The organism is Paenibacillus sp. FSL H8-0122 (assembly GCF_038005345.1).
Classification (GTDB): Bacteria; Bacillota; Bacilli; order Paenibacillales; family Paenibacillaceae; genus Paenibacillus_AQ.
This window is the reverse complement of record NZ_JBBOTB010000001.1, coordinates 5313560-5326551: the sequence shown is the minus strand read 5'-3', so window position 1 is coordinate 5326551 and position 12992 is coordinate 5313560. Positions and strand designations below refer to the sequence as shown.

Below are 12992 nucleotides of genomic sequence, written 5' to 3'. Positions count from 1 at the left end.
CTTCAAAATATAAGAATTTATATGTTGCACACGATAAATTATCCTTCTATTTCTCGCTGAAACGGTACCGTCCTTTAAAAGGACGGTACCGTTTCCACTTGTAATAGCGGCTGCGCCATCCTATATGGACAGCGCAGCCGTGTTATATCAGTCAGACGCCTCTGGCAGCCAGCAGCCCGGCCAGAACATCAGGGTGATCGGTAATGATCCCCGCCACCTCAGCATCGATTAATGCCTGCATCCGCTCGGGATCATTAACCGTCCACGGATGATAGACAATGCCTTTCTCCGCTGCGGCATTCACGAACTCCGGCAGTACCGAGGAATGATGGGCATGCAGCGCATCTGCCTGCAATGTGGCTGCGTAATTCCAAGGACGGTACAGCCCCTCTCCGTAGAGAATACCCGTACGGATCTCCGGTGCCAGCGACTTGCAGTATGCCAGGGAATAATGGTTGAAGCTGGAGATCACCACCCGCTCACTCATGCCCTGCTCCCTTACAGCGGCGATGACCTTCTCTTCCATGCCGGGATAGAGGAAGGTCCCGTTCTTCAGCTCGATATTAAGAATCGTCTCCCGGCCCTGCAGCAGATCCAGCAGCTCGTCCAGTGTCGGAATCCTTTCTCCTGCGAACTCAGGGCTAAACCAGGAGCCTGCATCTACCTCCAGTACTTCACGTAGCGTCTTATCCTTCACATAACCGCTGCCTGAAGTGGTGCGGTTAAGACTCTCATCATGGATCACTACCACTGCCCCGTCACTGGTCATCTGTACGTCTGTCTCAATGCCGGTTGCACCAAGCTCAAGACCCTTGCGGAAGGCTGCCATTGTGTTCTCCGGGGCGGCTGCGGATGCGCCGCGATGCGCGAAATTAATGATGTTCATGTCGAGTAGTTCCCTCCATCTCTATGATGTAATGCAGCCCGGAGTGTCCGGGCCCCTTATAGTATATTCCACATCACGTCAGGAAACCCTGTCCCCTGCTCTATAAAGGACGGGTTTCTTGAATTTTACCGTGGTACGTCCGGAAGGAATCGCTTAGAATAGACAGCAACTATACTACCTACAGAAAGAAGCGATAAAGCTTGAAGTTTTGTCTGGAATGCGGAAGCCGCTTGGTAATGAAGGAATGCAATGGAGAAGGTAAGGTACCCTACTGTGATTCATGCGCCGTCTTCAGATTCCCTGTGTTCAGCACAGCGATGAGTACAGCCGTACTGAACCGGGAACTGGACAGAATCCTGCTCATCCAGCAGTATAAGCGCAAGGATTACATTCTGCTCGCCGGGTATGTGAACAAGGGAGAGAACGCCGAAGCGGCTCTGGTCCGTGAAGTGAAGGAAGAAGCGGGGCTTGAGGTCATAGCTTATGAATATATGCGCAGCCAGTATTTCGCCCCGTCCAATACGTTAATGCTCAATTACATCAGTGTGGCTGACACGGAGGACCTGAGTGCCATGAGCGACGAGCTGGACCACGCAGCCTGGTTCACACTGGATGAAGCTGCGGACGCTATATTACCGGGCAGCCTCGCGGAGAGCTTCCTGCTCACCATCATTGATAAGCTGAGACAGGGGCGGGCTCTGGAGGATTTTACAGCGGCTGTCCGGTAATTGCGAATGCTGAATGGTTACGGCTTCCCTTCGGGCACAACCCGCTTCGTAAGCTTTGGCAAGTGAACTATTAATAGATATGCGGGAAGAGATCAGGTATGTATGACTTCAATCGGGGTACTGGTGGAATTCACAGGTGTTCCTGAAACTGCGTTGATCCAGGCCGCGTACAGACGTCCAAGACCTACAAGCAGCAGCGGCAGAATCAGCAGCAGTACAAATCCGGTTCCGCATAGAATCCACGAGCGTTCATCTGAGGTTGTGCCGGACAGGAAGAAGAAGAACTCCGGGTCCAGCATATTCAGATCATAGGAGAATACCGATGAACTGATTCGCTGGGCCACAGGTGACAAAAGAGCACTGAAGGCCACCGCAGGCAGAACCAGTGCCAGTGTGAAGCCCAGAATACCTGCAGGCAGCTGCAGAACGCTATACAGAATTCCCCGGTACGACTCGCCTTGGCGGAGCTGCTGCCCTAATGTCCGCAGCCCCGCCCAGCGGAAGGCGGGAGCATAATCCGCCATAACAGCGGGCTGCCCGGTTCCGCTTAGGCTGTTGCCGCTGGACCAGGCTTCAACGATCTTATGTTCTCTGGACATCATGCTGCGGCACCAGGTTAAGGTCAGGGCCAGCAGCGGCAGCCCCACCCATACAATAATCAAGGGCAGGCTTGCACATAGACCTGTAACAGCAATTACGAAGGCGATGATTCCTTTGGGCAGAGAGAGGATCAGCATTTTCCACGCGTGTATACTTTGTCTTATCATTCAGGGCGCTCCATTCCGGATTTCCAAATTTCAACTTCTTCAGTATAGAGGCTTCATCCAGAGAACACACTCTCCAAAAGGCGGGAAAAATCCTGGTCGCAGGTCCAGTACTGACATAGTCAGGAATCTTCCTGTTATTTACAATGTTTATCTTTATACTAAGGGTAGAGCGGTTTATAAGGATTACGACTAAGAAGGGGAGTGTAGCAAATTATGCTGTTAGAGGTTATAGCTACTACAGTAAGTGATGCAGTCATAGCGGAGCGTTATGGTGCCGACCGGATTGAACTGATTACGGGAATCCTTGAAGGCGGATTAACGCCCAGTCTGGGACTGATCGAAGCGGTCCGGGAGAAGGTCAGTATTCCAGTGAGAGTGATGGTCAGGCCGCACGCCCGCTCCTTCGTGTATGACGCATCCGATGCAGAGACCATGCTGCGCGATATCCGGCATATAGGCGGGATAGGCGGGCTGTCTTTGGTTATGGGCATGCTCCGCCAGGACCGGACAATAGATGAAGAGCTGCTGAACCGGCTGCTGGAGCGGGCAGGGGGGATGGAGGTTACCTTCCACCGTGCGTTTGACGAGGTGCAGGACCAGCTTGAAGCCCTTGAGGTCCTGAAGCGGTATCCGCAGATTACCGATATCCTGACCTCCGGCGGGACTGCTGCGGCCAATACACCCGGCGGTATGGTAAGGCTCGCCGTATTGGAAAGGCTGTCTGCCGGTTCTTCGCTCTCCATCCTGGCAGGCAGCGGTCTGAACGCCGCTGATCTGAAGGATTTCGTTACAAGGACCGGCGTCCGCCGGGTACACTTCGGATCGGCGGTCCGGGAGGACGGCGATCCGCTGAAGCCCATTGACCTGGAGCGGCTCGAAGCCATCCGGGCGCTTCTCAAGCCCTATTAGAGCCCCAGCAGTCTGGGCAGCAGCGTCAGCAGCCGCTCCCGGGTCAGCGCATCGCCGGAATTCCATTTGGCTCCATCCAGCATATAGGCATGGCCCTGCTCCACGGCAGGCAGACTGCTCCAGAGCTCCGTCTGGAGCAGCTGCTCCATGGCCTCCCGGGAGTCCTCCCGCTCTGGAATCAGCATGAAGACACGGTCCCCTGCGTAGCTGTGGAGCATCGCCGGGTCCACTTCGCGGAACCCAAGATCCTTGTCCAGAATGTCCTTGATCTCCGCTGTCGGCTGCAGGCCGCCAGGGGCATACAAGGCCGTGGACAAGCCGGTCATTCCCATGGCGTATAGATGGTTGCCATGGTCATAGAACAGCGCTGAAGCCGTTTCACCCGCCCGCAGCCCTCCGGCGTAGAGACGCTGCCACATGGCGGCGTTCTTGGCATGGTAGGCTTGCAGCCAGACCTCAGCTTCGCGCTGCTTCCCGAGCCACTCTCCAAGAATCCTCAGCCGCTGTTCCAGCGGTGCGAAGGAATCGAAGGTGAGTGACGGGGCGATGCCGGATACCCCCCGGTAGACCTGTTCATCCGGGCTTGCGAGGATAATCAGGTCAGGCCGGATGGACCGGGTCAGCTGCGGGTCCAGCGGAAATCCGACATTGGCTAAGCGCTTGACCCGGTGGCTATAGACACTGCCCCGGGCGAACGCTTCGTCACCGCCGACAGGCTTCACCCCCAGCGCCAGCACATCCCCCAGTGTCTCTCCGTGGTAGACAACACGCTTCGGACGCTCCGGGATGTCCACCGAATGTCCGGTCCAGTCCGTGACGGTAATCCGGCGCTGCTGCGACCGGGCATATTGCCCGGGAGTCATTCCCGTCTTCTGCCGGAAGCGGCGGCTGAAGTAGTATTCGTCGGAGAATCCGACCAGCCGGGCAATCTCGCGCAGCGGCTCGGCGGCTTCAAGCAGATAAGTCTTCGAGTGCCCAATACGCACATCGGTCAGATAATCGAGCGGGCGCTGGCCGGTCAGCTTCTGGAAGATCGGAGTGTATTGCCACGGGGAGACACCGGCCAGCTCCGCGAGCTGCTTCACTGTGATGCTCTCCCTGTAATGCTGCTGCATGAAGTGTATCGTGCTCTCCACCGATTGCGCCGGACTTGGCAGCTGGCGGGTGGAGTAGTTCTGTTCAAGCAGCAGGAGCAGCAGCTCTTGGAATTGGAGCTGTTGTCTGAGATGCTGGAGCTCATCCCTGCCGTTATGATGCGCAAGCAGCTCTTCCGCCAGCCGGATCACTCTGGTGAAGGGGTGGACAATCAGCTCTTTTTGCCCCGGAAGCAGTTCAGCTACGTAGAACGCAGGGGAATCACCTGTAGTAACAGCGGCAAAAGTCAGCACATAATAATAAAGCGTCAGCTCCCGGTTCTCCAGACTGTATGAGGTTCCGGGAGGCAGCAGACAGCACTTGTCCGCATGCACAGAGAGTGAGGTCTGCTCCGTGATTCCGAGTTCACCGCGCCCGCCCGTAAACAGCAGGAGCGTATGCTGCTCCGCTGTCTGCACAGCCGATATAGTGTCAGCGCTCTGCATCACCAGCTCAATGCTCCTGAATTGAAACAGCAGGGAGCGGAGAGGGGCGGACGGGAGAGCAGTCAGGTGGTCGTGGTCAGGCTCGCGCAAGGCAGGCACTCCTTTCAGGCCAAATAGAATTGAATTATATTGAGAACGATTATCAATAAACAATATTGTATATAAAATAAAGCAGCTTATCAACAGGCGTTGATAAGCTGCTTTTCAGTCTGTCTGCCCTGGAATTATTGCTTGCCCAGCATGGTAGGAATCTCGCCGAGCAGCCACTCTCTGGTGGTAGCATCACTGGAGGTCTTCATGATGTCCTGTGTGTAGACGTAGCCGTTCTTAACGGCAGGCAGGCTGTTCCACACCGCGCTCTTCAGCAGATTGCCGGTCGATTGCTTGGCTTCTTCTGCTACCGGAGTCAGCAGGAAGATGCGGTCTCCGGCGTATTCCCGTAGCACTTCCAGCGAGATTTCCTGGAAGCCCATATCGGCATCCAGCACCTTTTGAATCGCCGGGGTAGGCTTGAAGCCTTGCTCTCCGTACAGTACCTGCGAGAGGCCCGTCGTTGCCATAACAAACAGCCGGTCCCCCGGATAATAAGTGAAGACCGAAGCGGTCTCGCCGTCCTTCATCCCCGAAGCCTTAAGCTGGGCCCACATCGCATCCTCCTTCGCTTGATACTGGGCCAGCCAGGCCTCCGCTTCCTGCTTCTTGCCTAAAATATCTCCAATATCCAGCATCCGCTCCTTCAGGGGGGCGAAGGTATCGAAGATAATCGTTGGAGCAATTTTGGACAGAGCCTCATAATCTGCTTCCTCAATGCCGGCATAGATAATCAGGTCGGGCTGAAGCTCAATCGTCTTCTCCAGGTTAATGGGGAATCCTACATCTTCCACTCCAGTGAGCTTGTCCTCGAATACCTGGCCTTCACCCATGGAGAGCGGATAGCCGATGGCTTGTACACCAAGTGCCAGCAGATCGCCATACGTTTCTCCGGAATAGATAATCCGCTGCGGATTCACTGGAATCTCTGCTGTATGGCCTTTGTAATCCGTGTGTGAACGGGTGGTAGCGGCAGGTTCAGCAGTGGCTTGCGCGGCAGGTGCGGTGGTTGCTGCACTGCTCCCCTGATTATTCTTATCGCTGCTGCAGGCGAGCAGTAAAGTGCCCATCAGGAAGAGCATGCCCAGGATAGCGAAGGGTTGTCGAGTCTTGTTCATTGTATGTATGCCTCCCAAAGGTATTGTGATTACCAATAATGATAATCATTATCGTTTAGACCATCATAAATTATAGCCAGTTGTTACTCAATGGACAAAACACGAGACAGGAATTGAATTTGTACAATATTTTTTTGCCTGTTTTGTTAATAACATATTGATAATATCAAGAGGTTCTGCTATGATGTTGTTAATAACAATTTAATAATAACAATTAATTAATAACTGAGTTCACCTTTGCTCAACAGATGACTCAGAATACAACCCCTAGGAGGTAATGACCATGTTTGGATTCCGGTTCGTGAAATTTCAGCCCAGTGATTATGTGCTCAAGGTGAAGAATGGCAAGGTAGTGCGTGAAGGGGTCGGGCTTTCTTTTCATTATTATGCGCCGACAACCTCGGTGGTTGTGGTGCCTGTCTCCTCGATCGATGTTCCATTCATGTTCGAGGAAATTACGGCGGACTATCAGACGGTAACCGTCCAGGGGCAGCTGACCTACCGGATTGTCGATTACCGCAAGACCACCCAGATCCTCAACTACACCTATAATCTCAAAAAGAACACCTATCTCTCCGACGATCCGCACAAGCTGGCCCAGCGGGTGATTAATATCGCCAAGGTCCTGACCAAGAAGCAGCTCGGGCAGCTCCCGCTGAAGGAGGCTATCCAGTCGAGTGAACGTCTGGCCAAGCTGATTACCCATGAAATCGGCCAGAGTGCGGAGATTGAGAAGCTGGGCATTGAGCTGATGGGCCTGTCCATTCTGGCGATTGTACCAAATAAGGAGACGCTGCGGGCCTTGGAAGCGCAGGCCAGGGAGGAAATGCTCCGTAATGCGGATAACGCGCTATATGAGCGGCGCAATGCTTCGATTGAGCAGGAGCGGCGGGTGAAGGAGAATGAGCTGAATACGGAGATCGCCGTTCAGACGAAGAAGAGACAGATGCGTGAGGCGCTGCTTGATTCTGACCGGTCAGCGAAGCAGAAGCAGAACGAGATGAAGGAAGAGCAGCTGATTTTTGATACGGAGCTGGAGGAGAAGAAGCAGGCGCTGATTGAGCTGGCCATAGCGAATAAGAGAGCCGAAGCAGATGCCAAGGCTTACGAGCTGACGGCGGTAATGAATTCGCTGCAAAATGTATCGCCTAACGTCCTGCAGGCGCTGACGAATGTCGGCATGAACCCGGATAAGCTGATCGCCATCGCCTTCCAGGAGCTGGCGGAGAATGCCGGGAAGATCGGCCAGCTTAACATTACGCCGGATCTGCTGCAAGGAATCATGGCCGGCTCGGCAGGAGGCGGAGCCGGAGCAGACAGAGGAGGTAACGGACGATGAGCAGCCGGGGATCGGAGAACAAAATCATACTGATCAAGCGCAAGACACGACTGGAGGAGCTGGTGGTCCGCTACAATACAATCCAGCAGGCCCAGTTCTATATTGAACGGCTGGGAGCCGATTTCAGCGACTACTTAAGCGAGGATTTCCAATACCGCAAAGCGGTGGAGACCGCAGTGACCGAGCTCAGCGCCATCGGCCGGCTCCAGGTGCTGGAGCGGCAGCATGTGCCGAATTTCATCTTCGGGGCTGAGGATACCGTAGTGGTCCTGGGCCAGGACGGTCTGGTCGCCAATACGCTGAAATACCTTCAGGAGCAGCCGCTGATCGGAGTGAATCCTGATCCGCTGCGCTGGGATGGCGTGCTGCTGCCCTTCAGAGTCAAGGAGGTGCGGCAAGTAGTGAGTGAGGTGCTGCGCGCCCAGCGCCAGGTCCGTGAGGTTACCCTTGCCAAGGTGGAGCTGAATGACGGGCAGAGCCTGTACGGGGTGAACGATCTGTTCATCGGCCGCCGGACCCATGTCTCGGCCCGGTATCAGCTGGAGCTGAACGGGCAGCTGGAGCAGCAGTCCTCCAGCGGTATCATTGTCTCGACCGGCCTGGGCTCCACGGGCTGGCTCAAGAGTGTGCTGGCCGGAGCCGCAGGTATCGTCAGCCGTGCCGCACAAATGCAGCATGCAGAGGCTGAACGGACAGCCCGGGTATCTGCGGAGATTGCCGCAGTCAGCGCGGGCAGCGGGCTGGCCTGGAATCATCCTGAGCTGTATTTCACTGTGCGGGAGCCTTTTCCAAGCCGGACGACTTCAGCAGAGCTGGTATTCGGGAGAATCAGCAGCAGTCTGCCGCTGCGCATTACGTCGCAGATGCCAGAGGATGGCGTGATCTTCAGCGATGGCGTAGAGAGCGATTATCTGGAGTTCAACTCCGGGGTGGAAGCGACGGTTGGGCTCGCGGAGAAGACCGGCAGGCTGGTAGTCTAGACGAGGCGCAGACCGTTCATGGCGGGGCGGGTACGCCAAAAGGGTTCTCTCAGCTTCCGCTGCTGCGGTCTGAGAGAACCCTTTTTAGCATACAAAACAGCCCTTCAAGCGAAGCTGCCTATGCTCCCCGCTCTTCCTACTGGAAGCTTCGTCCCTGGTTCATTGGAGCGTTATAGGAGGAGCCTGCGGACATCGGTGTCTGCATTGGCGTATGCATCGGCTGGTGGTTGATCCCCGCGTTGATCGGGCTATGCAGTGAGTTCACCGGCTGGCTGTTTGTAGTGAAGGATGGGCTGAAGGAGGAGTTATACCCTCCCATTCCTGTATTGTGGCTCTGACCCATTGGCTGACTCTGTCCCATAGAATGCATTAGTCCCATCTGGTTCCCGGAAATGAAGCTTGGAATGCTTGTATGGGTATTGAAGCCGGAAGTCTGCGGGAACTGCTCCATCGATCTGACCGACTGCGAGATCTGCTCCAGCTGCTGCATTGCGGTCTGATGGCCCTGCAGCGCCTGCTGGATCATCTGAATGGCCTTGCTGTTATGCTGGCTAAGCTCCTGGAGCTTGGCGGCATCCTGCTGCTCCTGCTGGAGAAGCTGCTGGTAATTCTGCGTTCCCTGCTGGGTCTGTGCCATCAGCTGCTGAACGATTTGCTCGCATTCCCGGATCTGTGCAGATGAGTTGGTATTCAAAATTGTTGGCCTCCTTGAGATGGGTGTTATGGTCATGCGGGCTTATTATCTCTGATGGGGCTGGCGAATATTCACGCTTCTGTTGCAAGGGAGGCGCTTCCGCCAAGAACGGTTACAATATTGCAAACGTTGCGTCACTCCGGGCGGGACGAGTTGATAAGAATAGGTACAGGCTGCTCTGCAACTATTGCGGCAAATGAACGTCTATGTAGAAAGACAATCCAGAATCATCCATAACCTGGAGGTGGGGCAACTATGAGTCAGCGTGAACAGGCAAGCCGGATTCAAACGTATTTTCCCAAAAGCATCGCACTTACACTGGTATTCGTAATGCTTTTGACCGCATGCTTCACAGGATCGGCCGCTGCGGCATCGTCTTCCTCAGATCTGATCATTGTGAACAAAAAAACGAACAAACTGGCCTATTACAGTGATGGCAAGCTGGTGAAGATTTTTCCGGTCGCTACCGGTAAAACGAAAAGCCTGACGCCTGAAGGCAGCTTCAAGATGGTGGTCAAAATCAAAAACAGACCCTACTACAAGGATAAGATTCCCGGAGGCGATCCGGCCAATCCGCTGGGGGACCGTTGGCTGGGGCTGGAGGTAAATGACACTTACGGCACGACCTACGCCATTCACGGCAACAACAATGAATCCTCAATCGGTAAATATGTCAGCGCCGGATGCATCCGCATGCATAATGACGATATTCATTGGCTGTATCCGAAGATTAAGAAGAATACCCGGGTAATCATTACAACCTCCGGGCTTGAGATGGCGGGCATTGCCGAGAAGAACGGCTACCGTCTGGGATCTACGATGATTGCGGGAGCTTTTGTCAAGGGCGGGGAGAAGCTGCCGGTGAAGAATTCCTTCCTGCTGGAGGATGCACGGGTGTACATTCCACTGAGTGAATCCGTGAAGCTGCTGGGCGGAAGTCTGATGCAGGAGGCGGGAACCGGAGCGCTCATCATCACAATAGGCAAGAATACAGCAGTTCACAAGCCGCTTAGCACGAAGGCAAAAGTGAACGGCAAAACGGTGGAGATGCTAGCCTCCAAAAGTATAGACGGGCGCCTGTATATTCCATTGGGCAGCTTAACGCCGCTGTTCGGCCTGCCGTTCAGCTGGAATGCTAAAGAGGGAGTAGTGAAGCTATAAAGTAGCAGGGCGCTGCGCAAGGCCAGATGATCCAACCAACATGCCGCCGTATACTGCGGCTCCAGAAGCCAGCCGATCGATTATTGATGGGCTGGCTTCAATGTTTCACCAGGTGGAGTAGAGTGACAGGATACATAGAGAATAGTAATATGAGAGAGATTTGTTATATTCTTGATCTGCCAGGGGAGGGACTGAGGATTAGAGTACGTATTATAGGCGGCTGCGGGAGCGGGAAGACGTATATCGCCCGGAAATTAGCTCAAAGTTACGGAATTCCGTGCTATGAAACGGATAATTTTGTCTGGGATCGCAGGGACAACACCAAGAACTCCCCGGAGGTACGGGATGCCAAGCTCGCGGAAGCTATGGATGCGGAGTCGTGGATCATAGAGGGCGTGCATTACCAATGGGGAACCGAAAGCTTCCGGCAAGCGGATCTGATTTTTCTGATTCGGCCTAAGGCTTATGTACAGGATGCCCGGGTCATCAGCAGGTTCATGAAGACCAGGCTGGGGCTGGAGCAGGGGAATTATAAGCAGTCGTTCAAGTATCTCCGGGTGATGCTGCTGGAATGGAACCGCGGCTTCCGGAGGGAGAGTATTCCTGCGATCATGGCATTAACCGAACAGTATCAAGCTAAGCGGATCATCGTGCAGCAGAATCGTGAGATTTTGCAGCATGTGGGCAGGTATGTGCGGGGGAAGAGTGTGCTGGGAGCGAGTGATTAATGGGATTGTATGGGAGGCCCGAGTTGTGCGGCCGGGGTTATGGATATGAGTGAGAGACTACTTTTGCGTGAGGGGTGAAAGTATGGAGCCGTGGATCGAGGAAGAACTTAATTTATACGATTTTGTAGGCTTTTGGAAAAGAGTGCTGATTAATTTCATCGATTTCCTGATTCTTATGTTTCCAACCTACTTGCTGGAGCGGATTTCAGTTTCTGCTGCAGAATCGGCAGGGTCAGCGTTCCCGCTTTTTATACAGTTTATACTGCTTATGGCGTTCAATGTATTTATGGTTGTCCAATACGGAGGCACGCCGGGCAGGCTTCTTTTGAGGGCAAGAATCGTTGATGAGAATGGAAGATATCCGGTGCTCAAGCAGGCTTTGATCAGGGATAGTTTTATTATTGTTAACAGCTTCCTGGCAGTGATTGTAGGTCTGAATTCAGAGGCGTTATCCGCCATACCAAGCAGTCTCGTGAACTGGAGTCCGCTTGCGGCGGATTTGAATGCTTTTATTGGCTGGGTCGTGGTGTTGGATTGCCTATTCATCGTATTTACCCCACGCAAGCGGGCGCTGCATGATCTGATGGCCCGAACGTATGTGGTGAACAAAACAGCGCTGGACCGTGATCAGACAGGAAAATTCATAGCATAAGGCAATGTGTATAATACCTGGATCAGGAGGCCTGCACCTGCAACCTTTGTTACAGCCCCTGCGTCATAGGGTACAGTTTAGACACAAGAGGATGTTTCCAACAACGAAGGAGATGGCAGCATGACTACATCAATTAGAACAATCACAGGTATTCTTATCATTGGTGCGATGCTAAGTCTTACAGCCTGTAATTCCGGCAAAACGAATACATCGTCAAGCAATACGGCTGCGGCTACAGCGACTGTGCAGACAGGGGATAATGCTTCATCTGCAGCAGAAGGTGCGCAGGTAAGCGGATCTAGTACAGATGACGGCGCTGCTGCGGGTGCAGAGCCTGTAACTGCTGACCCTGAAGCCGCTGCCGGAGCTGCATCAGAGTCTACGGTCACTGAAGCCGCAGGGGCTGAAGCAGATACCGTAGCTCCCGCCACTCCGCAGGAACGCAGCAAGCAGCTGAAGGAGCTGCTGGAGCTTGCTAAGCAGGGCAAGGTGCCCGGCGTCGAATATGCTGCACACACCGGACTTATTGATGAGGTGGAAGCCGCATGGGGAGAGCCGGATCTCAAGGAATCGGCAGGCAAAGGGATCTATTCCACCTATTCGGGCAAGCAGGTGGTAATCGGCTTCAATAAGGGCAGCAAGATTTTCGATGTGCGCTCCAGCGCCCCGGACCTGCGTAACCTGACACTGGAACAGATTGAAGAGGTGCTCGGGAAGCCGGATGCCACCACCGTGAATGGGGAGCATAACATCTATATTTATCAGGCCAACAAGCAGTATCAGCTCAAATTCATCATCCCGGAATCCACAGGAACGGTAGATCATATCTCGGTGTTCTCGGAGCAGGATTCTATTAATAATATGGCAGGCTAGTCAGCTCAGAGCATCTTAGAGCAACTATGATATCCCCTTGCAGCGGCAACTGCAGGGGGATTTTTCGGTTTACAGGCATGTAATCGGAAAACCGATTACAATGGGACCGAAGGCGGCGCGCAGGGCAAATGTAATCGAAAAACCGATCACAATGGGACTGAAGGCGGCGCGCAGGGCAAATGTAATCGGAAAACCGATCACAATGGGACCGAAGGCGGCGCGCAGGCCAAATGTAATCGAAAAACCGATTACAATGGGACCGAAGGCGGCGCGTAGGCCAAATGTAATCGAAAAACCGATTACAATGGGACCGAAGTCGGCGCGCAGGCCAAATGTAATCGAAAAACCGATTACAATGGGACCGAAGGCGGCGCGTAGGCCAAATGTAATCGAAAAACCGATTACAATGGGACCGAGGGACGGCGCGCAGGCCAAATGTAATCGAAAAACCGCTGGCGCGTGAGCCACGCCGCCTTAACCAGTTGCG

14 protein-coding genes are annotated in these 12992 nt (G+C 53.9%); 9 read left to right on the top strand and 5 right to left on the bottom strand.

All coding sequences use genetic code 11. The features are described from left to right. Positions 1-151: 151 nt before the first annotated feature. Entirely contained in the window at positions 152-886 is a 735-nt protein-coding gene (locus tag NSS64_RS23035) for a glycerophosphodiester phosphodiesterase (protein ID WP_339254033.1), read from the bottom strand. 236 nt (positions 887-1122) lie between these two features. Between NSS64_RS23035 and NSS64_RS23030 the strand changes: the two genes are divergently transcribed. Continuing rightward, complete coding sequence (locus NSS64_RS23030; RefSeq protein WP_341141655.1) at positions 1123-1614, top strand: NAD(+) diphosphatase; 492 nt, start codon at positions 1123-1125, stop codon at positions 1612-1614. A gap of 92 nt (positions 1615-1706) precedes the next feature. Here NSS64_RS23030 and NSS64_RS23025 read toward each other — a convergent pair whose 3' ends face one another. Continuing rightward, positions 1707-2381, bottom strand: coding sequence for a sensor domain-containing protein (locus NSS64_RS23025; protein WP_341141654.1), 675 nt, complete (start codon positions 2379-2381; stop codon positions 1707-1709). A gap of 213 nt (positions 2382-2594) precedes the next feature. Here NSS64_RS23025 and NSS64_RS23020 point away from each other — a divergent pair, with 213 nt between their 5' ends. Beyond that, the gene (locus tag NSS64_RS23020; RefSeq protein WP_341141653.1) at positions 2595-3290 is read left to right on the top strand and encodes a copper homeostasis protein CutC; all 696 of its coding nucleotides are present in this window, start codon (positions 2595-2597) and stop codon (positions 3288-3290) included. Here NSS64_RS23020 and NSS64_RS23015 read toward each other — a convergent pair. Continuing rightward, on the bottom strand, positions 3287-4960 hold the full coding sequence (locus NSS64_RS23015; RefSeq protein WP_341141652.1) for a helix-turn-helix domain-containing protein: 1674 nt from the start codon (positions 4958-4960) through the stop codon (positions 3287-3289). The genes NSS64_RS23020 and NSS64_RS23015 overlap by 4 nt on opposite strands. A gap of 134 nt (positions 4961-5094) precedes the next feature. Beyond that, the gene (locus NSS64_RS23010) at positions 5095-6078 is read right to left on the bottom strand and encodes an ABC transporter substrate-binding protein (RefSeq protein ID WP_341141651.1); all 984 of its coding nucleotides are present in this window, start codon (positions 6076-6078) and stop codon (positions 5095-5097) included. 283 nt (positions 6079-6361) lie between these two features. On the opposite strand from NSS64_RS23010, the gene NSS64_RS23005 reads away from it, so the two are divergent. Then, positions 6362-7417: an SPFH domain-containing protein gene (locus NSS64_RS23005; RefSeq protein WP_340943638.1), complete on the top strand. Its 1056-nt coding sequence runs from the start codon at positions 6362-6364 to the stop codon at positions 7415-7417. Beyond that, complete coding sequence (locus tag NSS64_RS23000) at positions 7414-8397, top strand: sugar kinase (protein ID WP_341141650.1); 984 nt, start codon at positions 7414-7416, stop codon at positions 8395-8397. Before NSS64_RS23005 ends, NSS64_RS23000 begins: the two co-directional genes overlap by 4 nt. 136 nt (positions 8398-8533) lie before the next feature. Here NSS64_RS23000 and NSS64_RS22995 read toward each other — a convergent pair whose 3' ends face one another. After that, the gene (locus NSS64_RS22995) at positions 8534-9091 is read right to left on the bottom strand and encodes a hypothetical protein (RefSeq protein ID WP_341141649.1); all 558 of its coding nucleotides are present in this window, start codon (positions 9089-9091) and stop codon (positions 8534-8536) included. 255 nt (positions 9092-9346) lie between these two features. Here NSS64_RS22995 and NSS64_RS22990 point away from each other — a divergent pair, with 255 nt between their 5' ends. The 5 genes from NSS64_RS22990 to NSS64_RS22970 all read left to right on the top strand — a co-directional run bounded on the left by NSS64_RS22990 (position 9347) and on the right by NSS64_RS22970 (position 12968). Beyond that, the gene (locus tag NSS64_RS22990; protein WP_340943634.1) at positions 9347-10252 is read left to right on the top strand and encodes a L,D-transpeptidase family protein; all 906 of its coding nucleotides are present in this window, start codon (positions 9347-9349) and stop codon (positions 10250-10252) included. A 122-nt stretch (positions 10253-10374) separates the two neighbouring features. Continuing rightward, the gene (locus tag NSS64_RS22985) at positions 10375-10980 is read left to right on the top strand and encodes a hypothetical protein (protein ID WP_341141648.1); all 606 of its coding nucleotides are present in this window, start codon (positions 10375-10377) and stop codon (positions 10978-10980) included. Between the two features lie 82 nt (positions 10981-11062). Continuing rightward, complete coding sequence (locus NSS64_RS22980) at positions 11063-11632, top strand: RDD family protein (protein WP_341141647.1); 570 nt, start codon at positions 11063-11065, stop codon at positions 11630-11632. A gap of 120 nt (positions 11633-11752) precedes the next feature. Next, on the top strand, positions 11753-12505 hold the full coding sequence (locus tag NSS64_RS22975; RefSeq protein ID WP_341141646.1) for a YjgB family protein: 753 nt from the start codon (positions 11753-11755) through the stop codon (positions 12503-12505). A 100-nt stretch (positions 12506-12605) separates the two neighbouring features. Further along, on the top strand, positions 12606-12968 hold the full coding sequence (locus NSS64_RS22970; protein ID WP_341141645.1) for a hypothetical protein: 363 nt from the start codon (positions 12606-12608) through the stop codon (positions 12966-12968). Positions 12969-12992 lie beyond the last annotated feature (24 nt).

Bases quoted from the DNA above. Each gene is read 5' to 3' on its own strand.
- NSS64_RS23035 (WP_339254033.1), bottom strand. From the start codon at position 886: ATGAACATCATTAATTTCGCGCATCGCGGCGCATCCGCAGCCGCCCCG.
- NSS64_RS23030 (WP_341141655.1), top strand. From the start codon at position 1,123: ATGAAGGAATGCAATGGAGAAGGTAAGGTACCCTACTGTGATTCATGC.
- NSS64_RS23025 (WP_341141654.1), bottom strand. From the start codon at position 2,381: ATGATAAGACAAAGTATACACGCGTGGAAAATGCTGATCCTCTCTCTG.
- NSS64_RS23020 (WP_341141653.1), top strand. From the start codon at position 2,595: ATGCTGTTAGAGGTTATAGCTACTACAGTAAGTGATGCAGTCATAGCG.
- NSS64_RS23010 (WP_341141651.1), bottom strand. From the start codon at position 6,078: ATGAACAAGACTCGACAACCCTTCGCTATCCTGGGCATGCTCTTCCTG.
- NSS64_RS23005 (WP_340943638.1), top strand. From the start codon at position 6,362: ATGTTTGGATTCCGGTTCGTGAAATTTCAGCCCAGTGATTATGTGCTC.
- NSS64_RS23000 (WP_341141650.1), top strand. From the start codon at position 7,414: ATGAGCAGCCGGGGATCGGAGAACAAAATCATACTGATCAAGCGCAAG.
- NSS64_RS22990 (WP_340943634.1), top strand. From the start codon at position 9,347: ATGAGTCAGCGTGAACAGGCAAGCCGGATTCAAACGTATTTTCCCAAA.
- NSS64_RS22980 (WP_341141647.1), top strand. From the start codon at position 11,063: ATGGAGCCGTGGATCGAGGAAGAACTTAATTTATACGATTTTGTAGGC.
- NSS64_RS22975 (WP_341141646.1), top strand. From the start codon at position 11,753: ATGACTACATCAATTAGAACAATCACAGGTATTCTTATCATTGGTGCG.
- NSS64_RS22970 (WP_341141645.1), top strand. From the start codon at position 12,606: ATGGGACCGAAGGCGGCGCGCAGGGCAAATGTAATCGAAAAACCGATC.